At 61.2% G+C, this 23,178-nt stretch carries 28 protein-coding genes; 11 read left to right on the plus strand and 17 right to left on the minus strand.

What is annotated here, in order from left to right; all coding sequences use genetic code 11:
• Window positions 1–302, plus strand: a 302-nt coding sequence (locus WCT10_02790; protein ID MFA6603745.1) for a DUF2779 domain-containing protein, incomplete at its 5' end; no start/stop codon positions are given.
• 87 nt (window positions 303–389) lie between these two features.
• Window positions 390–956, plus strand: coding sequence for a guanylate kinase (gene gmk, locus WCT10_02795; protein MFA6603746.1), 567 nt, complete (start codon window positions 390–392; stop codon window positions 954–956).
• Window positions 957–1,149: 193 nt separating this feature from the next.
• Here the strand turns inward: gmk and WCT10_02800 are convergent, their stop codons facing one another.
• From WCT10_02800 to rplK, 6 genes are all read right to left on the minus strand, one after another.
• Window positions 1,150–1,380 carry a hypothetical protein gene (locus WCT10_02800; protein ID MFA6603747.1) on the minus strand — a complete coding sequence of 77 codons (231 nt, stop codon included), beginning with the start codon at window positions 1,378–1,380 and terminating at the stop codon, window positions 1,150–1,152.
• 62 nt (window positions 1,381–1,442) lie between these two features.
• Window positions 1,443–1,874, minus strand: a complete 432-nt coding sequence (locus tag WCT10_02805) for a dUTP diphosphatase (GenBank protein MFA6603748.1) — start codon at window positions 1,872–1,874, stop codon at window positions 1,443–1,445.
• Entirely contained in the window at window positions 1,871–2,269 is a 399-nt protein-coding gene (locus WCT10_02810) for a hypothetical protein (GenBank protein ID MFA6603749.1), read from the minus strand. Before WCT10_02810 ends, WCT10_02805 begins: the two co-directional genes overlap by 4 nt.
• A gap of 34 nt (window positions 2,270–2,303) precedes the next feature.
• Window positions 2,304–2,939 carry a dCTP deaminase gene (gene dcd, locus WCT10_02815; protein MFA6603750.1) on the minus strand — a complete coding sequence of 212 codons (636 nt, stop codon included), beginning with the start codon at window positions 2,937–2,939 and terminating at the stop codon, window positions 2,304–2,306.
• 98 nt (window positions 2,940–3,037) lie between these two features.
• Entirely contained in the window at window positions 3,038–3,721 is a 684-nt protein-coding gene (rplA, locus tag WCT10_02820) for a 50S ribosomal protein L1 (protein MFA6603751.1), read from the minus strand.
• A 127-nt stretch (window positions 3,722–3,848) separates the two neighbouring features.
• Window positions 3,849–4,274, minus strand: coding sequence for a 50S ribosomal protein L11 (rplK, locus tag WCT10_02825; protein ID MFA6603752.1), 426 nt, complete (start codon window positions 4,272–4,274; stop codon window positions 3,849–3,851).
• 454 nt (window positions 4,275–4,728) lie between these two features.
• Between rplK and WCT10_02830 the strand changes: the two genes are divergently transcribed.
• Entirely contained in the window at window positions 4,729–6,168 is a 1,440-nt protein-coding gene (locus WCT10_02830; GenBank protein MFA6603753.1) for an MBL fold metallo-hydrolase, read from the plus strand.
• A gap of 110 nt (window positions 6,169–6,278) precedes the next feature.
• Here WCT10_02830 and WCT10_02835 read toward each other — a convergent pair whose 3' ends face one another.
• The 4 genes from WCT10_02835 to secE form a co-directional block, all read right to left on the minus strand.
• Window positions 6,279–6,803: a hypothetical protein gene (locus WCT10_02835; GenBank protein MFA6603754.1), complete on the minus strand. Its 525-nt coding sequence runs from the start codon at window positions 6,801–6,803 to the stop codon at window positions 6,279–6,281.
• A gap of 243 nt (window positions 6,804–7,046) precedes the next feature.
• The gene (locus tag WCT10_02840) at window positions 7,047–7,565 is read right to left on the minus strand and encodes a hypothetical protein (protein MFA6603755.1); all 519 of its coding nucleotides are present in this window, start codon (window positions 7,563–7,565) and stop codon (window positions 7,047–7,049) included.
• 259 nt (window positions 7,566–7,824) lie between these two features.
• Entirely contained in the window at window positions 7,825–8,370 is a 546-nt protein-coding gene (gene nusG, locus WCT10_02845) for a transcription termination/antitermination protein NusG (protein ID MFA6603756.1), read from the minus strand.
• Window positions 8,371–8,424: 54 nt separating this feature from the next.
• A complete protein-coding gene (gene secE / locus WCT10_02850; GenBank protein ID MFA6603757.1) occupies window positions 8,425–8,613 on the minus strand; it encodes a preprotein translocase subunit SecE in 189 nt (62 codons plus the stop codon).
• Window positions 8,614–8,814: 201 nt separating this feature from the next.
• Here secE and WCT10_02855 point away from each other — a divergent pair, with 201 nt between their 5' ends.
• Window positions 8,815–9,531 carry a matrixin family metalloprotease gene (locus WCT10_02855; protein ID MFA6603758.1) on the plus strand — a complete coding sequence of 239 codons (717 nt, stop codon included), beginning with the start codon at window positions 8,815–8,817 and terminating at the stop codon, window positions 9,529–9,531.
• A gap of 92 nt (window positions 9,532–9,623) precedes the next feature.
• Here WCT10_02855 and rlmN read toward each other — a convergent pair whose 3' ends face one another.
• The 4 genes from rlmN to WCT10_02875 form a co-directional block, all read right to left on the minus strand.
• A complete protein-coding gene (gene rlmN, locus WCT10_02860; GenBank protein ID MFA6603759.1) occupies window positions 9,624–10,697 on the minus strand; it encodes a 23S rRNA (adenine(2503)-C(2))-methyltransferase RlmN in 1,074 nt (357 codons plus the stop codon).
• Window positions 10,698–10,781: 84 nt separating this feature from the next.
• Window positions 10,782–11,471, minus strand: a complete 690-nt coding sequence (locus tag WCT10_02865; GenBank protein MFA6603760.1) for a hypothetical protein — start codon at window positions 11,469–11,471, stop codon at window positions 10,782–10,784.
• 134 nt (window positions 11,472–11,605) lie between these two features.
• Window positions 11,606–13,642 carry a DNA topoisomerase (ATP-hydrolyzing) subunit B gene (gene gyrB / locus WCT10_02870; protein MFA6603761.1) on the minus strand — a complete coding sequence of 679 codons (2,037 nt, stop codon included), beginning with the start codon at window positions 13,640–13,642 and terminating at the stop codon, window positions 11,606–11,608.
• Between the two features lie 175 nt (window positions 13,643–13,817).
• Entirely contained in the window at window positions 13,818–14,258 is a 441-nt protein-coding gene (locus WCT10_02875) for a hypothetical protein (GenBank protein MFA6603762.1), read from the minus strand.
• A 176-nt stretch (window positions 14,259–14,434) separates the two neighbouring features.
• Between WCT10_02875 and WCT10_02880 the strand changes: the two genes are divergently transcribed.
• From WCT10_02880 to WCT10_02905, 6 genes are all read left to right on the plus strand, one after another.
• A complete protein-coding gene (locus tag WCT10_02880; protein ID MFA6603763.1) occupies window positions 14,435–15,316 on the plus strand; it encodes a hypothetical protein in 882 nt (293 codons plus the stop codon).
• Between the two features lie 145 nt (window positions 15,317–15,461).
• Window positions 15,462–16,565 carry a rod shape-determining protein RodA gene (gene rodA / locus WCT10_02885; GenBank protein MFA6603764.1) on the plus strand — a complete coding sequence of 368 codons (1,104 nt, stop codon included), beginning with the start codon at window positions 15,462–15,464 and terminating at the stop codon, window positions 16,563–16,565.
• Window positions 16,566–16,684: 119 nt separating this feature from the next.
• Window positions 16,685–17,041 carry a hypothetical protein gene (locus tag WCT10_02890; GenBank protein MFA6603765.1) on the plus strand — a complete coding sequence of 119 codons (357 nt, stop codon included), beginning with the start codon at window positions 16,685–16,687 and terminating at the stop codon, window positions 17,039–17,041.
• Window positions 17,042–17,283: 242 nt separating this feature from the next.
• A complete protein-coding gene (locus WCT10_02895; protein ID MFA6603766.1) occupies window positions 17,284–17,973 on the plus strand; it encodes a 50S ribosomal protein L25 in 690 nt (229 codons plus the stop codon).
• A 162-nt stretch (window positions 17,974–18,135) separates the two neighbouring features.
• On the plus strand, window positions 18,136–19,227 hold the full coding sequence (locus tag WCT10_02900) for a DUF3048 domain-containing protein (GenBank protein MFA6603767.1): 1,092 nt from the start codon (window positions 18,136–18,138) through the stop codon (window positions 19,225–19,227).
• 21 nt (window positions 19,228–19,248) lie between these two features.
• Window positions 19,249–19,680 carry a hypothetical protein gene (locus WCT10_02905; GenBank protein MFA6603768.1) on the plus strand — a complete coding sequence of 144 codons (432 nt, stop codon included), beginning with the start codon at window positions 19,249–19,251 and terminating at the stop codon, window positions 19,678–19,680.
• Window positions 19,681–19,693: 13 nt separating this feature from the next.
• On the opposite strand, the gene prmC is transcribed toward WCT10_02905, so the two are convergent.
• The 3 genes from prmC to rpmE form a co-directional block, all read right to left on the minus strand.
• Entirely contained in the window at window positions 19,694–20,620 is a 927-nt protein-coding gene (gene prmC / locus WCT10_02910; GenBank protein MFA6603769.1) for a peptide chain release factor N(5)-glutamine methyltransferase, read from the minus strand.
• On the minus strand, window positions 20,610–21,683 hold the full coding sequence (gene prfA / locus WCT10_02915) for a peptide chain release factor 1 (protein ID MFA6603770.1): 1,074 nt from the start codon (window positions 21,681–21,683) through the stop codon (window positions 20,610–20,612). Before prfA ends, prmC begins: the two co-directional genes overlap by 11 nt.
• A gap of 75 nt (window positions 21,684–21,758) precedes the next feature.
• Complete coding sequence (rpmE, locus tag WCT10_02920) at window positions 21,759–22,037, minus strand: 50S ribosomal protein L31 (protein MFA6603771.1); 279 nt, start codon at window positions 22,035–22,037, stop codon at window positions 21,759–21,761.
• A 391-nt stretch (window positions 22,038–22,428) separates the two neighbouring features.
• Between rpmE and rpsB the strand changes: the two genes are divergently transcribed.
• On the plus strand, window positions 22,429–23,166 hold the full coding sequence (gene rpsB, locus WCT10_02925) for a 30S ribosomal protein S2 (GenBank protein ID MFA6603772.1): 738 nt from the start codon (window positions 22,429–22,431) through the stop codon (window positions 23,164–23,166).
• Window positions 23,167–23,178 lie beyond the last annotated feature (12 nt).

The following is a 23,178-nucleotide window of genomic DNA, read 5'->3' on the forward strand; positions in this document are numbered from 1 at the left end:
AGCTGAACGGGCGGATCTTCGACCCGATCCACATCGTCCAGGACGGCGAATACGTCGACGCCGGTTTTCACGGCAGCGCTTCCATCAAGAAAGTCCTGCCCGTGCTCGCTCCCGACCTTTCCTACAAAGAGCTGGCCATCCGGGAAGGGGAGACTGCGGCCGCGAGCTGGGCCATCCTCACGGATCCGGCCGTCCCGGAACGCGAGCGCCGCGAGCTGCGCCGGGCCATGCTCGAATATTGCGCGCTCGACACTTTGGCCATGGTCCGGATCCTGGAATATTTCCGCGGGATTGCGGCCTGAGGCCGGTGTTGTCAATTGGTCCGCCCGGTGTTAATCTTGCGTCGTTCATTAAGGATTCTTAAAAGGTCGGCAATAGGAGGAGGCAGTATGTCCAAGAAAGTCTATCTGGTGATTTCCGGGCCTTCGGGTTCGGGCAAGACGACGGTGGCCGAAGCGCTGCTCAAAGCTGACGCGTCTTTGACGCGGCTCGTGACCAACACTTCGCGCTCGCCGCGTCCCGGCGAGGTCGACGGCCGCGATTATCATTTCCTGTCGCGCGAGGAGTTCATCGCCCGCCGCGATCAGGGTGAGTTCTTCGAGTGGGCCGAGACCTACGGCAATTTCTACGGGTCTTCGCGCCGCGAACTCGAGAAATTGTGGCGCGATCATCGGGTGGTTTTGGGCATCCTGGATATCGTGGGCGTCCGCGCGGTCAGAGCGGCCATTCCCGAGTGCGTGACGGTCTATGTCACGCCGGGGTCGCTCGATGAGTTGCGTGGCCGACTCGAAGCCCGCCCCGGCTCCACGCCGGAGGATGTGGCCCGGCGTTTCGGCAAGGCTCAGGAAGAGATGGCCTCCGCCGGGCGCGAGTTCGACCATCGGGTCGTGAACGCCGACGGCAAGCTCGACGAAGCGGTCGCTGAACTGCGCCGCATCATCGACGCGAGCGCGTGAGCCGGTCCGGACAGCCAACCGACTGAAACCAAAACCCCGCTTTCCTGAGCGGGGTTTCTTTGTGTTGATGATCATCGCGCTCGCGGCCAAAAAACTGCGCCGGAAAAAATAACCAGAACTGCCGGGCTGGGACACTCTTGCCCCTAAGACTTGGCTCAACCCAGCCAACCATTTTTGACCTGGGGACAGTCCCCTAGGTTCGGGCGGATTTGGTGAAGTGCCAGTGGAAGCAGTGCGGGCACCAGTAGACGTCGAGCTTGAGGCCTTCCGAATCCCAGAGGCGCGCGGCTTCATTCAGGGCCGACTGTTCGTCCTCGAAGATCGCTTTCCCGCCGCCCGTGTCGTCGCCGAAACACCGTTCCCGCTCAGGGGGCGGGTCGCCGAAATCCAGACGGTTGAGATTGAAGCGGTGTCGATTCGCCATAGCGTTATCGAAAGTCGTTCTGAAAAACGGGCCCGGAGGCCCGCTGCGCGGATTGTCAGCCGCTAGCTTCCCGTACTGCCGTAACCGCCGCGGCTCGCGCCGGTCATCTCGACCTCGACGAGATCGCATTTCGCAACCGGCAGCACCAGGGCCTGGGCGATCCGCTCGCCGCGCTTGATGACGACTTCGGCGGCGGTGAAGTTGTAGACCTGCACTTTCATCTCGTCCGTCGGGCCGCAGAAATCCTGGTCCACGATGCCGATGCCGTGCGGCGTGAGCAGGCCTTTCTTCAGGGGAGTGGAAGAGCGCGACGCCAGCAGCAGGACATAGCCCTCTGGCACGCGCACGATCAGGTTCGACGGGATGAGCGCCAGCTTGGCTGGGGCGATGGCCGTCTCCTCGCGGGCGTAGATATCGAAAGCGACCGAGCCGGGCGTGGCGTAGGTCGGCAGCGGCAGCGTCGGGTCGATCCGGCTGATCTCGAGGTTGATCATAGGTAATTGGTGATGACCATGCCGGCGGCGTCGGCCACGGTGCGGACGATGTAATCGGTGAGCGACGAGGAAATGCCGACCAGGATGAAGCCGAAAATGCCGGACTTGATGACCTCGACGGCCTCGTCGTGGCCATCGGCCGAGGAGCCCTGGGTCATGAGCAGAAAGCCGCCTTTGAGGATCTGCAGGACCAATATGAAACCGGCGAGACCCAGGAGACAGCGGATGAGCGCTGTGGCGATCATCCTGATGTCGAGATTCGGCAAGCCGGACGACTGGGCGTAGACCAGTCCGAGATCGACCGCCTGAGCCGCCGCGGCGAACGGCGCGAACATCAGGATCAGGCCGAGAGCGAGCGATAGGCGGAATTTAGTTTTACTGCCAGGGAGGTCCATAAAGAAGCTCGGTCGATGCGACCGGGCTGGATGATCATTTTTTGCCGCGGCTGGTCCGCGGTTTCTGGGACGGCTTGGCCGCCTTGGCTTCGCCGGCCACGATGTTGGCGCCGAAATTCTTCCACATCTGGGAAGCCTGCGGTTCGCGGGCGCCGAAATATTTCGAGCCGAGTTTTTTCGAACCGTAGGGATTTTCGCAGGCCGTAGACAGCGGCGAGAAGGACATCTGGGCGATCGGCATCTTATAGAACAGCTTGACCGGCAGGCTGCCGATGTTCGAGAGTTCGAGCGTCAGCTTGAGGCGGTTGCCGGGATCGAGATAACCGGCCGTGGCGTGGATGATGATGCCGAGGCGGCCGAGCGAGCTCTTGCCTTCGAGCCGGCCGACGACATCGTCGCCGACGCCGACCTCTTCATAGGTCGCGCCCAGCGCGAATTCGCCCGGATGCAGGATGAAAGGCCGGTCCTCGTCGATTTCCACGCGCCGCATCAGGTTGTCGACCGGTTGGCGGACGTCGATGATGTGGTGGTTGACCGTGTCGAAGATCAGGAAAGCGCGGTCCAGGTGCAGATCAACCGACGCCGGCTGGACGCATTCCGGCGCGAAAGGCGCGATCGAAATTTTGCCTTGTTCCAGGTATTTTTTGATGTCCCGATCCGACAGGATCATAAGGTCGCGCGGGGGTTTGTTACTGACTGGTTATACCAAACGGCGGGCGGTTTTTCAAATCACCGCCCGCCGCCCTGTTGATGAATCCTGTTTTCCGCTCAGACCGACACTTTGACGCCCGGGCCCATGGTCGAGGTGACCGTGACCGACTGGACGTAGGTGCCTTTGGCCGTGGCCGGCTTGGCCCGGCGGATGGCGTCCATGATGGCGTTGAAATTCTCGGTCAGCTGCTCCTTGGTGAAGGAAACTTTGCCGATGATCTGGTGGACGTTGGCGGTATCATCAGCCTTGAAAGCGACCTTGCCGCGGCGGAGCTCTTCGACGGCCTTCTTGATGTTGGCGGTGACCGTCTCGTTCTTCGGGCTCGGCATGAGGCCTTTGGGGCCGAGGATCTTGGCCACCTTGGCGAGTTTCGGCATCATGTCCGGCGTCGCGACGGCGATGTCGAAGTCGATCTTGCCGGAGGAGGCGATCTTGGCGATCAGTTCCTCGCCGCCGACCGGGTCGGCGCCGGCTTCCTTGGCTTCGCGTTCCTTCTCCGGGCTCATGACGAAAGCGGCCACTTTCTTGGTCTTGCCGGTGCCATGGGGCAGGGCGACCGTGGCGCGGACCTGCTGCTCGCCCTTCTTGGGGTCGATGCCGAGGTGGATGTGGACTTCGACGGAGGCGTCGAATTTGACGGTCGAGGTCTTCTTGGCGATCTCGATCGCTTCTTCCGGAGCGTAGGTCTTCTTGGCGTCGAAGCTCGCGAGCTGCGCCTTGTAGCGTTTGCCGTGCGGCATAGGTTTCGTGGTGTTCATCCCGGCGGATCAAGGTCCGTCGAGGACGGGCGGCTGCGTTGGCAGCCTCCCACAATTAGTTGGTGAAGTTGGGAAGTTGGGGAGAGACGGAGTGCTGGAGTGCTGGAGTTCAGCCGGCGATCTCCACGCCCATCTGGCGGGCCGTGCCTTCGATGATGCGGATGGCGGCCTCGATGTCGGTCGTGTTGAGGTCGGGCATCTTCTTCTCGGCGATCTCTTTGGCCTGAGCCTTGGTGATCTTGCCGACCTTCTCGGTCAGCGGCTTGCCGGAACCCTTGGTGATGCCGGCGGCTTTCTTGATCAGCTCGGAAGCCGGCGGGGTCTTGAGGATGAACGAGTAGGTCCGGTCTTCGTAAACGGTGATGACGACCGGGGTGATGTCGCCGCCGAGTTTGGACGTCGCCGCGTTGAATTTCTGGCAGAATTCGGCGATGTTCAGGCCGTGCTGGCCGAGCGCCGGGCCGACTGGCGGAGCCGGATTGGCCTTGCCTGCCGGGATCTGCAGTTTGATCACTGTCTTGACCTTCTTGGCCATATTTTTGTGCGAATAATTAGCCTTGATCTGGCCGTGGTGAGAAGCGGGTCCGTAAGAACCCCACCCGGCACGTGTCCGGCAGGTTACCTCAAATTCGGTTATCGCGCAAGACCGGGGCGGTCTCGGTGGCTAGCGACGATCCTGTTCGTCTCGACCCCGCTGATTTTGGCGAAAATAAGCCAGGTTTTTCAGTTTGGTCCAAGTCCGTCATTCCAGTTCCGCGGTTTGAAGCGTTACTGATTCTGGCGTCGCTGCCAGGGACGGACCGACAGCCTTTCAGCCGGGAAAAGTCGGTTTTCAACCGCGGAACAGCGCATTGACTTTTGCCTGTTTTACTGCTTAGATAAGATCTTCCGCACTTTTTCGGTTCGGAAGACCATCAGCCCCTTCACAACCGAATAAGAAACATCGGCCGTGAGCGCCACGGGCGCGCGGTCGAGAAAGGCGGTTCCTAATGGCGAAGAACGCAGTGTTACACCGGCTCGGAACGCATTCTGGTCCTGATGACATCGAACCCTCGTGCGGCGTGATCGACATCCGCGAAGGAACGGAGATCAAACAGCGTCTGGTCATCGATTGCGGCTCCGGTTCGCGGCGCCACAAGGGCGTCGAGACTTTCTTCGGACCGGACCTGTCGCTCTTCGAGGATGGCCGGCCGATCGACGCGGTGCTCGTCACGCACGCGCATCACGATCACGTCGGCTGTCTGCCGGCTCTCGTGCCGTATCTCTCTCTGGACGCCCAGTTCATCATGACCCGGCCGACCGCACTCGCGGTCAACCAGGCGTTCATGCTGGAACTCAGGGCGGCTTCCAAAGCGATCGCCAAGACAGCGCCTGGAGTCGCCAAGCCCTACGGTTTGGATGACGTCCGCAAGATGCTGTCGCGCGTCACGGAGATCACGAGCGCCGGCTGCCACGAGCTGCTGCCCGGCCTTCAGGTCTGGGTCCAGTCGGCCGGCCATATCAGCGGGGCGTGTTCTTACACCCTGCTCGCCGGCCAGACCCGCGTGCATTACGCGGGCGACCGCTGCGACCACGACCAGCCCGGGATCCTCGGCGCCCGACCGCTGCCGCCAGCTTGGCGGCCGCAGATCGTCGCCGGCTCGGACTGCACCTACGGCTACGACTCCGGCGGCACGGTTCCCGCGTGGCGCTCCGAAATGGATCGCGCCATCGAGATGTGCCGCAAGGCTCTGGACGAACGGCGGCGGGTGTTGTTCTACGCCTTTTCGCTGCATCGCGCCGGCGCCATCGCCCACGAGTTGCAGCGCGCCGGTCTGACGCGCGGTGGCCGCGTGTTCCTCGACGGTTCAGCCTGTGGTTTCGCCGATCTGTACACGTCGGACGATCACATCTGGTGCGATCGCGACGAGAAGCTCGTCATCGATCGGGTGAACCACATCTGGGAACGTAAGCAGCGCGAAGCGGTCCTGAATTCGAACCGCGGGTACGTCGTCATCGCCCCTCCGGGCATGGGCGGACCCGGCGGCGTCGGCACCTGGTGGCGGCGTGAGCTGTTGCCGGATCCGGGCGCGGTCGTCGCTTTCTCCGGTTTCGTCGCCCCGGATACCGACGGTCAGATCATTCTGGCCGCGGAAGCCGAACGGCAGCGCACCGGTAACGACCAGCGGGTCAAATTCCGGGAGACCGACCGTCTCGGACACATCCAGTCCGTCTCGTTGGATCTCGCTTGCCAGGTGGAACATTTCCGCCTCGGCGGCCACAACGACCGGCAGGGGACCATCAAGTGGTTCCTGGATCTGGCTCCGGAAACAGCGATCCTCACGCACGGCTCTATGAACGCCATCGTGAGCGTCGAGGCTTCCTTGGCTGGTTCCGGGATCAAGCTCATCCGTTCGGATCTTGAGCCCGTGACTGTCATCGATCTTTAGACACCGACCCTTTGGGCATCCTCTCCGGATGCCCATTTTTTTGTACAAAAAAAAAGACGCCAAGAGTTGGCACCTTCCGGTCAAAAAAAAGGGGTGTCCCTTTTGCGTGTTCAATCATCGAGGTCGCCCGAAGAATGGAGCGAGCCGCGCTGATCGGCGGCGTAGACCGGCTGCAGGCCGAGTTTCCGGCGGATCTTTCCGCGCCAGGCGGCTTGTTCAGCGGGTTCGTAGAATTTATTGGTCGGCTTCTTGGATTCCTTTTGGAGCTCCTTGACGATCATTGCTGCATCCAGTTCCTCAAGATGCGTGGCAAGAACGAGGACCTCCCGGTCAGATGCGGTCACGAGTTTCCCTCGGGTATTGTGGAAAGTGTAGGACTGAACCAGTTCACCGGTCGCGAGATCGACGTAGATCAGGTAGCAGCCGTGGGAACTAGTGGCCCGGAGCGCCCAGACCCCCAAGTTGTAGGCCCGGGAGTAGTTGTCCAGATAGCCGCTGCGGCCGTCGGCCTCGAGCGCGAGCCAGGGCACGAGCTGCCATTGCTCCTTTTGGGAGCGGGCGTACGCCCGGATGCTTTCAGCCAGGTCCGCTGTCGTTTTCTCAATGGCCTTTTTGGGGTCGATCTTTTTTGCCATCAGAGCCTCCGTGGTTGTCGAAAGAACGCCCTTTTCTTATCATGGCGCATTGGCCGGGTCAAGGCGGTTGCTCGCATATCAAAACGCGGGCCGTTGCTAGCCAGCGTTTTCGCCACGTCGTTCGCGAACGACGTAGCTCCGCATCTCCGTATTTCATACAAAAAAAGGCGCCAAGGGTTGGCGCCTGCGGTTCAAAAGCGGATAGTCCTCTTCGATGTGAAAAAGACTGTCCCTTTTGCCTTATCAGAAGATGCTTGAGAGGTTGGCTGGGCCGCGCTGGTCGGCGGTGTAGACCGGCTTCAGACCACGCTCCCGGCGGATCTTTTTGCGCCAGGCGGCCTGTTTAGCGGGGTCGTAGAACTTGTTGGTCGGTTTCTTGGATTTCCTCTGGAGTCCCTTGATGATCGCGGCGGCGTCCAGTTCCTTGATGTGAGCGGCGAGAGCGAGCACCTCTCTGTCTGAGGCGGGAGTGGGCTTGCCTTGGTCCCAGTGGAACATGCCGGCCCGGATCAGTTCGCCGGTCGCGAGGTCAACGTAGATGTTGTAGCCGCCGTCGGAGCGGCTCGCGTCGAGCGCCCAGACCCCCAAGTTGTAGGCCCGGGAGTAGTTGTCCAGGTAGCCGCTGCGGCCGTCGGCCTCGAGTGCGAGCCAGGGCACGAGCCGCCACTGCTCCTTCTGGGAGCGGGCGTACGCCCGGATGCTTTCAGCCAGGTCCGCTGTCGTTTTCTCAATGGCCTTTTTAGGGTCGATCTTTTTCGCCATCAGAGCCTCCATGGTTGTCGAAAGAACGCTCATTTCTTATCATGGCGCATTGGCCGGGTCAAGGCGGTTGCTCGCATATCAAAACGCGGGCCGTTGCCAGCCCGCGTCTCTCCCTGATCCAATGAACGGGAGAGTGCGGGAGTGCAGGAGTCGGGGAGACCCGACAAAAACTCCTACACTCCGCCACGTCGTTCGCGAACGACGTGACTCCGTCTCTTCGTCTCTCCCTGACTCCGTCTCTCCTAAACTTCCCAACTTTCTAAATCTTCTTCACTTGCAAGAAATCCAACTCCACCGGCGTCTCGCGGCCGAACATGGAGACGAGCACCTTGATTTTGCCGCGCGACTCGTCGATCTCGGCCACCTTGCCTTCGAAGCCCTTGAACGGGCCGTCGGTGATCTTGACCGGAGCGTTGACATCAATGTTGATCTTGTATTCCGGCTCGTTGACGCCCATCCGTTTCTGGATGGTCTTGATCTCCTCCTCGGAGATCGGAGTCGGCGTGTTGCCCGTGCCGATGAAGCCGGTCACGTTCGGCGTGTTGCGGACGACATACCAGGAGTCGTCGGTGACGATCATCTCGACCATGACGTAGCCGGGGAAAATCTTCTCCTCGACGATCTTGCGCTTGCCGTTCTTGATCTTGATCTTTTTTTCCTTGGGGATCAGGACGCCGAAGATCTTGTCCTGCATGTCCATGGACTCGATGCGCTGCTTGAGATTGTGGGCGACGTTCTCCTCGTAACCGGAGTAGGTGTGGATGGCGAACCAGCGTCGTCCGAGTTGTGATGTCTGTTTCGGCATAGGGGCCGAGAGGCAATTGGCAGCTGCCAGCTAGCGCCGGCCGCGCCCAAAGGACTAAATGTTAAGAACGCGGCGGAAGATGATGACCAGGGCGTAATCGATGACGCCGAAAAACACGGCGGTCGACAGGGAAATGCCGATGACGACCAAGGTGTCCTTGACGACGTGGCTGCGAGTCGGCCAGGTGACCTTCGTGAGCTCGGCCCGCGATTCCTTTATATAAGCGATGAGAGGATTGGCCATAGTGAGCCAAATTTCAGGTTCTTAAAACCGCCCCGGGGGCGGTATATAGATTGATATGCCGACTATAGCGCAGAAACTGCGGGTTGGCAAGTGGGACGCTGTTTTGCCGGCCAGCGCCGACTTCAGCCCGGCCACAAGCCCAGTTGCGCTGTTTGCGCCCAGGGTGTTAAGTAGGGGCGGACCCAGACAAAGGAGAGTCCTATGTATGGGGAGAACCTTTTACTTCGACTCATCCCGCTGTGGATACTCGCCGCGGTCGTGTCGATCGCGGTCATGCTGCTGCTCCGTCGCTTTCGCGGCGGCCGCGGCCTCAGAACCGCGACCGTCGTCATCTGGTCGCTCGCGGCGGCTGGCTACGGCGGCACGATCCTGGCCGATCGCACCGGTATTTCCGCTTTGCCCGTCACGATCATCATTTCTGATTCTTGGTCCGAGGTCGAGAGGATCGAGATCATCGCGGCCGCGGATTATTGGAACGGACTGGTCCTGGAGATGACCGGCCGTCCGGCTTTCATCCTGCGGCGCGGCGCCGCCGGTTATCAGCCGGATCGTTTCTATCTGGCCCCGGTCTTCGGATCCAAGCCGTGCGATGGTTTGAACGTGGTCGCTCCGGATGACTCCGATCCGGCCAGTTCCGGCGAGGGCGTGGATGGCATAGGACGTTTCATCGCCTGCGGCTGGCATTGGCCGGGCGGCGACGTCATCGTTTGGCGCCGCCAGGTCTGGTTCGGTGATGAGTTGGATCATTGCGATCTGAACCGGATCGTTCGCCACGAACTCGGCCATATGCTGGGGCTGTCTCACTATGGCGAGGAGGGTCGTTCGACCATGGCGTCGGTCGTTCGTTGCGGTACGGATGAAGCGGCTCTGCGCCGCTATGACCGCGTCCTGCTGGAACAGCTCTTTTACGGCCGCTGAATCTTAAGACCGCACTCTTTGGAGGGCGGTCTTTTTTTGTTTCGCGGTCGGACGGCTCGGTCGCCGGAGCGGTCGCTTCTTAATACCGAAGATTAGCTGGCTGCCCCGTCTGCGGCGGGGGAGTCTTTTTTGACTTTCAATATGAGTTGACCGCACGCCGCGGCGATGTCCGTGCCCATGGAGCGCCGGCGCGTGGCGTCGATCCCGGCGCGTTCCAGGGCGGCCAGAAAATCCTGCGTCGCCGTCTCGTCGGAACCAGTGAAGCCGGAGTCGGTCGCATTGTAGGGGATGAGGTTCACCCGGGCCCGGCCGGACGCGCGCACGAAAGCAGTCAGAAGTTCGGCGTGTCGCGGCGTGTCGTTGACGCCGGCGAGCAGGAGGTATTCGAAAGTCACGTGCCGACGCCGGCCGCCTTTTTCCTGGAGATAGCGGTTCGACCAGGCGGCCAGCCGTCCGAGGAAGCCTTCGTATGAGGTCGGCATGATCTCGCGGCGCGTCACGGGGTCGGCGCTGTGCAGGGAGATGGCGAGACGCACCGGCGGCCAGTCTTGGTCGCCGAGGAGCGCTTCGAGCTGCGGCAGGAGCCCGACGCTCGAGACAGTGATGTGGGTGGGGCCGACGTCCGTCCGCTCAAGGAGCGTCCGGATCGCCGCTTTGACGTTGTCATAATTCGCCATCGGTTCGCCCATGCCCATGAAGACCAGGTTGCTGATCCGTCCGGCTTGTTCCGTGTGTTCCGCCAGGTGGCGTTTCCAGAAGCGGTACTGGTCGACGATCTCGTCGGCGGTCAGATTGCGCTGGAGCCCCATCCGGCCGGTGGCGCAGAACGTGCAGCGCATGGCGCAGCCGACCTGCGAGGAGACGCAGATCGTCCAGGCGCCGCGGCGGTTGCGCATGAGCACGGTCTCGATGCATTGTCCGTCCGTCAGTTTCAGGGCCGCTTTGTGGGTCTCGTTGTCGCCGCTTCCGACGATGGTCGCGTCGACATAGGATGTCCAGGGAGTGTTTTCGGCCAAAGTTTGCCGCAGGCCGGCCGGCAGGGAAGTGGCGTTGTTCCAGCTGTTCCAGCCATCCTGAAACAAGGCCGAGCCGATCTGCTTCCAGCGGAAAGCCGGCTCGTCCGGGAAATTTTTTCTGAAGAGTTCTTCGCGGGTCAGTGGCATCATAGGTCAGCGCGTCTCATCTAATACTATCAGGGAATTGCGCGCAATACTAAACCGCCCCTTGCGGGGCGGTTTTTCGGCTGTCAGCTAGAGCGTGGCGTCGGCGCCTTCGGTGGTGTAGTCGCCGGAATTGCCGCTGGCCTTGCAGGTCTTGCGATCGGCATAGAACTGCTTCCAAGTGGCGTTCTTTTCGCTCTTGAAAGTCTTGTTGGCCTGGCGGAGTGAAGTCTGGTAGGCGGACCAGGCAGCCTTGGCCGCGGCGCGGCGTTCCTTGAGATCGACGATCTTCCAGGCTGCGACGAGCGCGGTCTTGCGGGCCTCGAGCGCGGCTTTGTGGGCGTTGTAGCGGGTCTCGATGGATTTGAGGAGAGCGGTTTCGCGGCTGGCGACGGCGGTCTGCATGCAGGCGATCATCGCGGCGTTCGCGGCTTCAGCCTCCAGGCGCTTTTTTTCCTTGAGCTGTTCCCGTTCCTTTTTCAGCTGTTCGCGGAGCTTCTCTTTTTCTTCCTTGATCCGTTCGCGTTCGGTTTTAGCTTTCTCTTTCCAGTCGTCATCATCATGGTCGTTGACGTTGGAATTGACGTTAGTGTTCGCGTTGGTGTTTGTGTTGGAGTTTGAGTTGCTGTTGGTGTTCGTATTCGTGTTTGCGTTCGTGTTGACGTTGACGTTCGAATTGGAATTCGAGTTGTCGTTGGTCTCGGTCGCAAGGACCGGGAGGGCCAGGGTCGAGGCCATGAGCGAGGCCAGGACGGCCGTGCCGAGGTAGCGTTTGAACATAGTTTATGGGCGCTTGATTAGCGTTAATTTAATAAGGCGCTTAATAGCATAATATATGACGCCGTTCGTGGCAAAATCTTACAGGTTCAAAAAGACGCCGGCTGGAGCCCGGCGCCTTTTTATCGTGTGATTCGCTAGATGTCTAGGTTCTTCACGTTCTTTGCGTGCGTCTGGATGAAGCGTTTGCGCGGTTCGACCTCGGAACCCATCAGGATGTCGAACATGGTGTCGGCTTTTTGCGCGTCCTCGACGGTCACGATCCTCATCATGCGACTCGCGGGATTCATGGTCGTCTCCCAGAGCTGTTCTGGGTTCATTTCGCCGAGACCTTTGTAGCGTTGGACGGCCACGCCGCTCACGGTCTGGGTCGCCGCTTCTTCGGCCGCCGCCTCTTCAGCTTCTTCGGTCGGAGTCCCTTCGGCTTTCTTCGCGCTCACCTTGGCTTGTTTGGTGTCAGCCCGTTTCTTCTGGTATTCGGCGATGTGGCGGTCGCGTTCGGCTTCGGTGAAGGCGTATTTGAAATCCTTGGCGCCGCCGACGCGATAGAGCGGCGGCTGGGCGATGAACAGGTGGCCCTGATTGATGAGATCCGGGAAATAGCGGTAGAAGAGCGTCAGGAGCAGGGTGCGGATGTGCGCGCCGTCAACGTCGGCATCGGTCATGATGATGATACGGCCGTAGCGCAGCCGGGTGATGTCGAACTGTTCGTCGATGTTCGTGCCGAGCGCGACGATCAGGTTCTTGATCTCGTTGTTGGCCAGGATCTTGTCGAGGCGCGCGCGCTCGACGTTCAGGATCTTGCCGCGCAAGGGGAGGATGGCCTGGAATTCGCGGTCGCGGCCCTGTTTGGCCGAACCGCCGGCGGAGTCGCCCTCGACGATGTAGAGTTCCGAGCGGGCTGCGTCGCGGGTCGAGCAGTCGGCCAGTTTGCCGGGAAGCGTTAATCCCTCGAGAGCGCCCTTGCGGAGCACGGTGTCGCGGGCGGCCTTGGCGGCGGCCCGGGCGCGCGCGGCCAGGATGCATTTCTCGACGATAGCCTGGGAATCTTTCGGGTGTTCCTCAAGGAAGATCTCGAACGCCTCGGAGAACACCGACTCGACGGCCGTGCGGGCTTCGGGATTGCCGAGTTTGGCTTTGGTCTGGCCCTCGAATTGCGGCTCCTTGATCTTGACGCTCACGACGGCGGTCAGGCCCTCGCGGCTGTCTTCGCCGCTGATGTTGTCATCTTTTTCCTTGAGGTAGCTCTGCTTGCGGGCGTAGCTGTTCAGGACGCGGGTGAGCGCCATGCGCAGACCGACGAGATGCATGCCGCCGTCCGGGTTGTAGATGTTGTTCGCGAAAGCGTACACGTTCTCGTGGTAATCTTCGACGAATTGGAACGCGACCTCGACCTGGACGCCCTCGGCTTCTTTGTTGACGTAGAAGACCGTCGGATGTTTGACCTCTTTCTGGTGATTCAGATGGCGGACGTAGGATTTGACGCCGCCTTCGAAATAGAAGCCGTAGGTGGTGAGCTGGCCGCGGGTCCGTTTGTCGACGATGTTCATCCGGACGCCTTTGGTCAGGTAGGATTGCTGGCGCAGATGGTCGAGCACGGTCTCCCATTTATATTCCAGGGTCTGGAAGATGGACTTGTCGGCCTGGAAGGTGATGGTGGTGCCGGTACCGCGGGCGTTGCCGACGGATTTCACCTTGTATTGCGGGACGCCGCACTTGTATTCCTGGACCCAGAGTTTGCCGTCGCGCTTGACCTCGGCTTTCATGTGGGTGGAGAGGGCGTTCACGACCGAGACGCCGACGCCGTGCAGGCCGCCGGACACTTTGTAGCCGCCCGCGCCGAATTTGCCGCCGGCGTGCAGCTTGGTCAGCACGAGCTGGAGCGCGGAGACCTTGTACTGTTTGTGCATGTCGACCGGGATGCCGCGGCCGTTGTCTTCGACGGAAACGTAATCATCCGGCAGCAGGGTGACGGTGATCTCGTTGCAGTGGCCGCCCATGGCTTCGTCGATCGAGTTGTCGACGACTTCCCAGATGAGGTGATGCAAGCCCTGCTCGCCGGTCGAGCCGATGTACATACCCGGACGGCGGCGCACGGACTCAAGACCCTCAAGGACGGTGATTTGTTTGGCGGAATATTCCTGGCCTCCCTTAGCCTTTTTTTCAGCAGCCATAAAGCCTTTATCGAAAATCCGCGGAACTGCGGATAACGCGAAAATGGTAACACGCGGAACCGCAAATCGCAAGGTTGGCGGCCTGAAAAATAGACGTAAATTCGCCCACGGGTCCGTTCGGGAGGATAAAAAAAGCGCCCGATAGTTTCGGGCGCGGACGCGTTGTCGGCGGCGATCAGGTCAGAGCGAACATGATCAGCGTTACTTGGACTATGGCGTTGGCGATGATCGCTCCGAATTTCACCTGTTCTTCGGGATCTTTGAAGAGTGCGAACAGGATGGCGACCATCAGGACCAGACAGCCGGCGACGAAGAAAGCCGCCGAACTTGTCAGTTTGAAGATCGTCCAACAGAGCGGGGTCGCGAGGCTCGCGGAAGCGAGGATCGGCAACAGGCTAGCCACCGGTCCGCGCGGGAATTCTTTCTTCGCGGACGGCTGCGTCCTGAAAGCCGCGACCAGCGACCAGGTCAGGATCATGCATTGGACGGCCAGACTGGACGCGACGGCGATCACTGGCGCCAGTCCCGCGAGCAGCACGGCGGCGTAGGTCGCGAAGCATAGGATGGTCAGCGCAACGGACCAGATGACGAATTGGGGTGTGCGGTCTTGGATCACGGCATCCTCCTGTTGGTTTTGCGGCGTTGAACCGCTGGAACTCGAGCTGAGCTATTATATAAAGAACCGGTATCCGCACCTTGCCCGCCGCAGCCGCCTTTGTCAAACGCCGGCTGCACCTGCCAAAGATCGGGAAATCTGATATCATTTGAGCTGTCCTAAAAAGTACGCGGCCTATGGCTTTCGATCCGACCCGGGAAGGACAATTGACCGAGGATCAGCTCAAGTGGGGCTACTGGTGGGTCACGCACAAAGTGCAGGTCCGCAAGATCTTCGCGATCGCGCTGGTGGTTTTGGATGTCGCGCTGGTCGGTTACGGCAGCTTCGGTTTCATTGACTGGTTCTTCTTGTCCGGGGCCAGGGAGCGGCAGGAGATCGGGCTCCTGGCCGAGACGGTGACTGATTTTCCTTACTTTCACGCCCGGTTCGCGCCGCGGGAGCTGGCTATCGAGGGCACGTCGGTCCTCGAGGCAGGGGAGGGTAGTTATGATCTGGCGACCAGGGTCGCGAATCCGAATCCGCAGTGGTGGGCGAATTTCAATTATCAGTTCCTGTCCGGCAGCGAGCCGCTGGGTGCGTTGCAGCGCGGCTACATCCTGCCTGGCGAGGTCAAATATCTTTCCGGCCTGGGGACCAAAGCGGCGAGTTTTCCGAGCGGCGCCGAGGTCGCGATCACTGATCTGGTCTGGCATCGGGTGAACAATCATATTGTTCGTCCGGATTACGCCGTCTGGTCGGCCGCCCGTCTGAATTTCCTGCTCTCGGACATCAAGTTCCAGGCTCCGGATCCGTCCGATCAGCTGAAGGTCAGCCGGGCGTCATTCACTCTGAAGAACGATTCCGGTTACGGTTATTGGAAGGTCGGTTTTTTCGTCGCGCTGCTGCGGGGCGAGCAGGTGGTCGCGGCTAACTACGTCACTGTGAGCGAGTTGCGCGCTGGCGACGTGCGGCCGGTCGAGGCTAGTTGGTTCTCCGATCTGCCGCCGGTCGACCGGGTCGAGATCACGCCCGAGGTCAACCTGTTTGATGACCGGGTTTTCATCCCGCCGGGACAATGAACTGTCGCAAGGTTCACTTATCGGCGCGACTGGTGTAAAAAGAGCTGGTCCAGCTCTGTTTTTATTGAGTTCCGCTCGGCTGTGGGACCGAGCTCAGCTCGGTCTGAAAAGATGACGGCGAAGCCCGGCTTCGCATTCTCTTTATATGAATAGATTGACGGCGATATTCAGGCGGTTCGATTGGGTCCTGTTCGGGTCGGCTTTAGCGCTCACGATCTTCGGACTCGCGGTGCTTTATAGTACCTCGCTCGGCACGGGAGCCGCGGCCGGCGAGTTCGCCAATTTCCGCAAGCAGCTGGCGTTCGCCGGCGTCGGCGCGGCCGTGGCAGTGGCTTTCACCCTCGTCAATTACCGCTACCTGTCGAACTTTTCTAAGGTCCTGTACGTCGTTTCCGTCCTGTTGCTCATGGCCGTCCTGATCATGGGCCAGACGACGCGCGGCGCCCGGAGCTGGTTCGGTTTCGGCGGTTTCGGCATCCAGCCCGTGGAATTCGTGAAACTTTTCCTGGTGGTCTTCCTGGCCAAGTTCTTCAGCGACTACGCGCGCGACCATCGGCCGTTCCTGCCGATCGCCGGTTCCGGCCTCGCTTTCGGCGCGCTGTTCTGCCTGGTCGCGATCCAGCCGGATTTCGGTTCAGCCTTCCTGCTCGGCATCATTTGGTTCTCCATGCTGCTCATCGCCGGGGTCAAACGGTCGCACCTGCTCGCACTCGCGATCTTCGCGGCCGTCGTCGCAGCGACCGCCTGGCTCCTCGTCCTGCAGCCGTATCAGAAAGACCGCGTCCTGGCCTTCCTCGATCCCGGTCGCGATCCGCTCGGCCGCGGCTACAACGTCACCCAGTCGGTGATCGCCGTCGGCTCCGGCGGCTTCTTCGGCCGCGGTCTCGGCTACGGCTCGCAGAGCCAGCTGCACTTCCTGCCGGAGCGCCAGACTGATTTCATTTTCGCGGCCACGGCCGAAGAGCTCGGCTTCCTCGGCGTGCTGCTCGTCTGCGGCCTGTTCGCGATCATCTTCTACCGGTGTTTCATCCTGGCGAAGAACGCGCGCGACGATTTCTCGCTGTTCCTGGTCCTCGGCATCGCGATCTCGCTCGCCGCCGAGGTCGCGGTCAACGTCGGCGGCAACCTGCGGCTCATGCCGGTCACGGGCATCACCCTGCCGTTCCTGAGCTACGGCGGCAGTTCGCTCCTCGCGAAATTCTTGACGCTCGGCGTCCTCGAATCCGTCGCCGTCCGCAGCGCGCGCTGAGCCTCCGGCCTGTGCATAAACCGGGATTGAAAGGGGGCTGAAAAAATGCTAAAATATCAACAGGGATGCGGATGACCCGCGGCCCTGAAAATAAAAAGTCGGCCAGTAAAACCAAAAATATGGCTTTTCAACAGCCCGCGGCCCGTCCTTCGCAATTTTACGATGAAGGGATCAAACTGATCTCCTACTGTCCGTTATGCGAGGCCAGTTACAATCCGCATGAGACCAAAGTGCTGGGCGAGAAAGAGGATAGCCATCTGCTGCACATCCAATGCGGCAACTGCCGCAACGCCATCCTCGCGCTCGTCCTGATCTCGGCCGTGGGCGTGAGTTCCGTCGGTCTCGTGACCGATCTCAGCGGCGACGAGGTCGACCGTTTCAAATCCGGGCGCGCCGTTTCCACGGACGACGTCATTGATACCCACCACTTGCTGCGCGACGAGGACGAGATGTTCCGCCGCCTGGCCATGGCCTGATCGACCAATAGCCAACAAGCCGCCCTCGGGCGGTTTTTTGACTGGTCAGTTTTTCTGTTCATCGCGGATGAATTGTTCCAACTTGACGATCTTCAAAACCAGTCAACAGCCGCCAGCCGGCCGCCGTTAACCCAAAAGCCGGCGAGACTCTTGCGTGTTTCGGAAAAACAGTGTAAACAATTAGGAATGCGAATTCCTTTTTTTTTATTTTTCATTCAGCTTGGAATAAGCTCTGAACAGCTATGGAAACAGTGAAGTTGGCGGTCAAAGGCCGGTCGGTCAAAGGAAAACAGGTGAAGACGCTGCGGACGGCCGGCGTCATTCCCGCGGTCGTTTACGGCCACGGCGTCGATTCGCGCCCGGTCGAAGTCGATTACAAGATCTTCGAGAAGGTGCTGGATCAAGCCGGCGAATCCACGCTCGTCGACCTCGTGATCGACGGCGGCGAAACGGTGAAGGTCCTGATCCAGGACGTCCAGCGCGATCCGCTCAAGGACACTATCACGCACGTCGACCTACGCCAGGTCCGCATGACCGAGAAGCTCGATGTCGACATCGAGATCAACTTCATCGGCGAGGCTCCGGCCGTCAAGGAATCCGGCGCCATCCTGGTCCGCAGCATGAGCGTCATCGCCGCCCGCTGTTTGCCGGGCGACCTGGTCCACGCCATCGACGTCGATCTGACCGGCATGAAGAAGATCGGCGACATCATCAAGGTCAAGGATCTGGCGGCCCTCAAGGGCATCGAGTTCATGGCCAACCCGAACGAGGTCATCGCGGTCGTCAACGAGCCGATCTCGGAGGCTGAGCTCAAGGCTATGGAGGCCAAGCCGGTCGAGGATGTCAGCGCCGTGAAGGTCGAGGCTGATGAGAAGAAGGCCGCGGCTGCCGCCGAGGAACCGGCCGAGGACAAGAAAGAAAAGAAGAAGTAAGGCCGGCGCGATCGGTTGTTCACGCGGCGCCCCGCAAGTGTTAAAGTGAAGGGGCCAGCAGGCCGGGTTTCCGGCCGTGATCCCGCCAATGTGAACAACGCGAACATCCCGTCCAACGAAACGCCGACTACCCGCCGAGAGAGCATCTCCCGGCGGGTAGTTTTGGCTCTCAGGGAATCTTTCTGGGCTAACATCGCCGCCTGGAGCGCGATTTTCTTCGCGGTCGTCCTGGGTCTGGCCGCGCTCGGCTGGTTTTTCTGGACCGGCGACCGCGCGGCCAGCGGGGGATCGTTTTTCTCGCGGTTCGTCCGCGAGTCCGCGCCAGCCGCGGCACCGCCGGCGGCCGAGACTCCAGCTGCGCCCATGGTCCGGCGGGCCATTGACGGCCTGCCTCTCGCAGCAGCCGCTGACGATACCGGATATTTCGCCGTGACCGTGGAGAACATGATCGAGGCCCGGCCGCTGTCCGGACTCGCCGCCGCCGCGCTCGTCATCGAAGCTCCGGTCGAGGGCGGCATCACGCGCTTCCTGGCCGTGTATCCGGCCGCCGCGACGGTCGGTAAGATCGGTCCGGTGCGCTCGGCCCGGCCCTATTTCGTCGAGTGGTCGCGGGAATTCGGCGCGCTTTACGCCCACGTCGGCGGCAGCCCGGACGCCCTGAAGATCCTGAACGCTGCCTCGCCGCGCAGCCTCAACCAATTCTTCTGGGGAAAATATTTCTGGCGCGATGCCGGCCGCCAGATGCCGCACAATGTCTACACGTCCGTCGAGTTGCTGGCCGGCGGGAATTCGGCGCGCTATGGCAGCCAGGCCGCGGCGCTGCCTCGGTCCTGGAAGTTTAAGGAGGAAGCGGCGCTCGAGGAGCGGCCGGCGGCTTCGCCCGACATTGTCGTTGATTATTCGACGCCGACCTATCGCGCCGCCTGGAAATATGACCGGGCCCGCAACATCTACCGCCGCTATCAGAATGACAGCTTGCAGCGCGACGACGCCGGTGCGGACATCCAGGCGAAGAACGTCCTGGTGCAGTTCGCCAAAGTGGTCGTGCTCGACGAGGCTGGCCGCCGCAGCATCCAGACCGCCGGCCAAGGTCCGGCGCTGGCCGCTGTCGATGGCCGGACCATTTCCGCCACCTGGAAGAGCCTCGTGGACGGCCGGACCAGATTCTATGACGACCAGGGTGTTGAGATTACGTTCAATGCCGGGCCGACCTGGATCGAGGTCGTGCCGCTCGGATCAGACGTGGCGCATTGATCGCGCCGCGAGCGGATGAATATGAGATTTGTTCATCGGACCAGCGGTAATAGTGCGGCGGCTTTCTCCGCGATGGAGCTGCTTTTGACGGTCGCGGTTTTTGGCCTGTTCATTTCCCTGGTGCTCATCGGCGTCGCCGGCCGCCAAGCGGCGCGGCGCGACGTGACTCGCGTCGCCAATATGGACCAGCTGCAGAAGGCGCTGGCCATGTATGTTTCCGATGCCCAGGAGTATCCGGAAATGAAAGGGTGCGTGACGGGCGATGATCCGCTGATGCTGGCGCTGAAAGAAAAGAAATTCTTTGACGACAAGGCCGTGCTTCGGGATCCGAAGACGCCGGACGACGCCGGCGGCTGTTTCTATTATGACGGCGGCGGCAGCGCTTACTCGCTGCGTTACGTCTTGGAGACCGATGCCGTCGATTCCAAGGGCGAGCATTTCCTCGCGCCGTGATCCTTTTGGCGGATCAGTGGCGGCAATTCCGGCTGAAATGGATGCCGATCGTCACGCGCGACCAGTTGAGTATCTTGCCGGCTGCGAGGCCGGGTATTTTTTTTGCGGCCGCGGCGGCGAGGGCGCGGTATTGGCCGGGCAGGATTTCGCAGAAGAGATGCAGGTGCGCTTGCGGTCCCAGGGCGGCGGCGAGCTGGTCCAGGAGCCGATAGTATAAGATGAGGCCGTCGCGTCCGCCGGCGAGCGCGGTCCGGGGTTCGTGCCGTCGGACGTCCGGCGGCAGGCGGCGCAGGGCCGCGGTCGGTATATACGGCAGGTTGGCGACGATGATCAACGTGTCGGCTTGCCGCGCGGTCTTCAGGAACGGGGAGAGCAGATCGCCGCGGCGGAAAATGATCTTTTTGTTCAATCCAAAAGCGCGGGCGTTGCGGCGGGCGATTGCCAGGGCGGCCGGCGAGATGTCGGTCGCTCCGATCCGCCAGTCCGGAGTTTCGGCCGCCGCGGTGATGGCGAGGCAGCCGGAACCGGTGCCGATGTCGAAGAACGCGGCGCGCGGGTGGTCGGCCCGCAGTCTGATGATCTCCTGGGCGATGATCTCAGTGGCGGGGCGGGGGATGAGGGTGGCCTCGGAGACCGCGAACTCGCGCCCCAGGAACGGCGCGCGGCCGACGAGGTAAGCGACCGGTTCATGGCAGAGCCGCCGCGCGATCATCAAAAAGAAACGCCGCGCTCGCGCTGGCGCCAGTTTTTTTTCAGGATCCGCTATCAGCGCTTCCCGGCTGAGACCCGCGGCCGCGGTCAAAAAAAGCTCGCTCTCGCGCCAGGGATCGTTCCCGGCGCAGCGATGTTTCTTGAGCAGTTCCGCGCCCGCGCGCAGGGCTTCTTTAAGCGTCATGAGCGGTCCGGTCCGGCGTGATCCCCGCCGCGGCTCAGTCTTCATTATCTTCCTCGTCGCCCATGGCGCCCGCGCGCAGGGCGGCAAGCAGCGTCTCCAGTCCGCCGTCGAGGATGGTCTGGATGTTGTGCCAGGATTTCTTGATGCGGTGGTCGGTGACGCGATCTTGGGGGAAATTGTAGGTGCGGATCTTCTCGGAGCGTTCGCCGCTGCCGATCTGGCCGCGCCGGAGCGCTTTCTCCGCGGCCTGGCGCTTCTCTTCTTCGATGGCGAGCAGGCGCGAGCGCAGGATGCTCATCGCGCGTTCGCGGTTCTGGGTCTGGGAGCGCTCGTCCTGGCACTGGACGATCATGCCGGTCGGCAGATAGGTGATGCGCACGGCCGAATAGGTCGTCTGGACGCTCTGGCCGCCGTGGCCGCCGGAGAGGAAGGTGTCGACGCGCAGGTCCTTAGCCTCGATCTTGATATCAATATCTTCGGCTTCGGGCATGGCGGCGACCGTCACGGTCGAGGTGTGGATGCGGCCGGTCTTCTCGGTCTCCGGCACGCGCTGGACGCGGTGCACGCCGCTCTCGAATTTCAGGTCGCGGTAGGCGTTCGTGCCTTCGACGAAGAAGATGACCTCTTTGACGCCGCCGAGTTCGGTCCGGCTGAGCGAGGACATCTTGGTCTTCCAGCCGCGGCGTTCGGCGTAGCGCGAGTACATGCGAAAGAGTTCGGCCGCGAACAGCGCGGCCTCTTCGCCGCCGGCGCCGGCGCGGATCTCGACGTAGCAGTTCTTCCGGTCGAGCGGTTCGGGCGGCACGAGCGCGGCTTCGAGTTCGATCCGCTGCTCCGCCTCCGCGGCGGTCAGCCGCTCCAGTTCCTCGCGGGCGAGCTGCTGCATCTCCGGATCATCGCCCAGGGCTGCGGCCGCGCGGGCCTCTTCCTTGGCGGCGGCGGTCGCGAGGTACTTGTCGCCGATCTCCAAGCACTCCTTGGTCGCGGAATATTCCAGACCCAGGTCTTTCATCTTTTTCTGGTCGCCCAGGACCTCGGGACTCGAAAGCAGCCGCTCCAGTTCGGCGACGCGTTGCTTCTTGGTCTCCAGGGCTTTGTTGATGTCCATATAAAAATGGCGGAGGTTCGGAGGCCCGGCCGCAAGGGGCCGGGACGCCGGGACTTCCGCCACTTTAAAATTTACCTAAGCGGACTTTTTCAGGGCTTTCTTGGCCTTGCGCTCGGCGGTCTTGGTCTTCTTGGAAGCGACGGTCTCGGTCGACTTCTTGGCCTTGCGCTCCTGGAATTTCTCCACGCGCCGCGCGGTGTCGACGAGCTTCTGCTTGCCGGTGTAGAACGGATGGCAGTTCGAACAAAGCTCGACGTTGATCTCTTCAACGGTCGAACCGACGGTGAACGTGTTGCCGCAGGCGCAGATCACCTTGGCTTCCGGGAAATAGGTCGGGTGGATACCTTTTTTCATAGGCTCTGATAGCTAAATTTCGATGACAGGAGGTTAGCACGGCGGAAGAAATGTATCAAGTCTGGAGCGGGTCAGGCGGCTGTCACCGGTCAGTCGCAGCGTGAGCGACGGGGTTCGGTGGATATATATTAAAGATATCCGGGATAAGCGCCAGCGGCGTCGGCCGCCAGCCTCTTGCCAGTTCCGGCGGCATTAGGTAATCTATCGTCCGTGGAAAGCGTCCATCGCACTAAGTCCGCAAGGACCGCGCGACACGGTGTTTTCCCGCTTATTCATCCCACATACGCCCCATTTTCAAAGTGACGCGTCCTGCCGCGTAAAATCCGCTGAAGCGGATCACGCGGTCGCGCCGCCGGGTGCGTAGAGGTCTAAGGAACATTTTTTTGTTTCTATGCCTAAATTACCGACAGTCCTGGAGCTCCTCCAGGCCGGAGTCCACTTCGGACATCAGTCGTCCCGCTGGCACCCTAAGATGAAGCCGTACATCTTCGGCGCGCGGAACGGCATCCATATCGTCGATCTCGAAAAAACGCTCGTGAAGCTGGGCGAAGCGCTCGACTTCGTGCGCGACACCGTCGCCCGCGGCGGCGTCGTTTTGTTCCTCGGCACCAAGCGCCAGGCCAAGGATATCGTCAAGTCGGCCGCGCTCGATTGCGGCATGCCGTACGTCTGCGGCCGCTGGCTCGGCGGCACGCTCACGAACTATGTCGAGGTCATGCGGCTCATCAAACATTTCAATGACCTCAAGGCCCAGCAGGCTTCCGGCGCGCTCGCCAAATACACCAAGAAGGAGCAGTCCAACTTCGCCAAGGAGATCGAGGATCTCGAGAACAAGGTCGGCGGCATCAAGAACCTGACCCGTCCGCCGGACGCGCTCTTCATCATCGACGTCAAGAAAGAGAAGACCGCCCTCGACGAGGCTCAGACCCGGAAGATCCCGGTCATCGCCCTCTCCGACACCAATGTCAATCCGGAGGATATCACTTATCCCATCCCGTCGAACGATGACGCTATCAAGACCATCGAACTCATGACCAAACTCGTGGCCGAGGCGGTCAAAGAGGGCAAGGTCATCCGCGAGAAGGCGGTCACCGCTCCGAAAGTCGTCGCCGCCGCTCCGAAAGCGTAAGCGGAACTAACC

The organism is Patescibacteria group bacterium, from assembly GCA_041667185.1.
Classification (GTDB): domain Bacteria; phylum Patescibacteriota; class Patescibacteriia; order SG8-24; family SG8-24; genus JBAYFM01.

Coding starts and splice junctions, on each gene's coding strand:
- WCT10_02865 (MFA6603760.1), bottom strand. CDS start 11,471: ATGTTCAAACGCTACCTCGGCACGGCCGTCCTGGCCTCGCTCATGGCC.
- gyrB (MFA6603761.1), bottom strand. CDS start 13,642: ATGGCTGCTGAAAAAAAGGCTAAGGGAGGCCAGGAATATTCCGCCAAA.
- WCT10_02800 (MFA6603747.1), bottom strand. CDS start 1,380: ATGGCGAATCGACACCGCTTCAATCTCAACCGTCTGGATTTCGGCGAC.
- gmk (MFA6603746.1), top strand. CDS start 390: ATGTCCAAGAAAGTCTATCTGGTGATTTCCGGGCCTTCGGGTTCGGGC.
- WCT10_02855 (MFA6603758.1), top strand. CDS start 8,815: ATGTATGGGGAGAACCTTTTACTTCGACTCATCCCGCTGTGGATACTC.
- nusG (MFA6603756.1), bottom strand. CDS start 8,370: ATGCCGAAACAGACATCACAACTCGGACGACGCTGGTTCGCCATCCAC.
- WCT10_02895 (MFA6603766.1), top strand. CDS start 17,284: ATGGAAACAGTGAAGTTGGCGGTCAAAGGCCGGTCGGTCAAAGGAAAA.
- prfA (MFA6603770.1), bottom strand. CDS start 21,683: ATGGACATCAACAAAGCCCTGGAGACCAAGAAGCAACGCGTCGCCGAA.
- WCT10_02835 (MFA6603754.1), bottom strand. CDS start 6,803: ATGGCAAAAAAGATCGACCCCAAAAAGGCCATTGAGAAAACGACAGCG.
- rpmE (MFA6603771.1), bottom strand. CDS start 22,037: ATGAAAAAAGGTATCCACCCGACCTATTTCCCGGAAGCCAAGGTGATC.
- rpsB (MFA6603772.1), top strand. CDS start 22,429: ATGCCTAAATTACCGACAGTCCTGGAGCTCCTCCAGGCCGGAGTCCAC.
- rodA (MFA6603764.1), top strand. CDS start 15,462: ATGAATAGATTGACGGCGATATTCAGGCGGTTCGATTGGGTCCTGTTC.
- rlmN (MFA6603759.1), bottom strand. CDS start 10,697: ATGATGCCACTGACCCGCGAAGAACTCTTCAGAAAAAATTTCCCGGAC.
- WCT10_02890 (MFA6603765.1), top strand. CDS start 16,685: ATGGCTTTTCAACAGCCCGCGGCCCGTCCTTCGCAATTTTACGATGAA.
- rplK (MFA6603752.1), bottom strand. CDS start 4,274: ATGGCCAAGAAGGTCAAGACAGTGATCAAACTGCAGATCCCGGCAGGC.
- prmC (MFA6603769.1), bottom strand. CDS start 20,620: ATGAAGACTGAGCCGCGGCGGGGATCACGCCGGACCGGACCGCTCATG.
- WCT10_02880 (MFA6603763.1), top strand. CDS start 14,435: ATGGCTTTCGATCCGACCCGGGAAGGACAATTGACCGAGGATCAGCTC.
- rplA (MFA6603751.1), bottom strand. CDS start 3,721: ATGCCGCACGGCAAACGCTACAAGGCGCAGCTCGCGAGCTTCGACGCC.
- WCT10_02805 (MFA6603748.1), bottom strand. CDS start 1,874: ATGATCAACCTCGAGATCAGCCGGATCGACCCGACGCTGCCGCTGCCG.
- WCT10_02840 (MFA6603755.1), bottom strand. CDS start 7,565: ATGGCGAAAAAGATCGACCCTAAAAAGGCCATTGAGAAAACGACAGCG.
- WCT10_02905 (MFA6603768.1), top strand. CDS start 19,249: ATGAGATTTGTTCATCGGACCAGCGGTAATAGTGCGGCGGCTTTCTCC.
- secE (MFA6603757.1), bottom strand. CDS start 8,613: ATGGCCAATCCTCTCATCGCTTATATAAAGGAATCGCGGGCCGAGCTC.
- dcd (MFA6603750.1), bottom strand. CDS start 2,939: ATGATCCTGTCGGATCGGGACATCAAAAAATACCTGGAACAAGGCAAA.
- WCT10_02830 (MFA6603753.1), top strand. CDS start 4,729: ATGGCGAAGAACGCAGTGTTACACCGGCTCGGAACGCATTCTGGTCCT.
- WCT10_02810 (MFA6603749.1), bottom strand. CDS start 2,269: ATGGACCTCCCTGGCAGTAAAACTAAATTCCGCCTATCGCTCGCTCTC.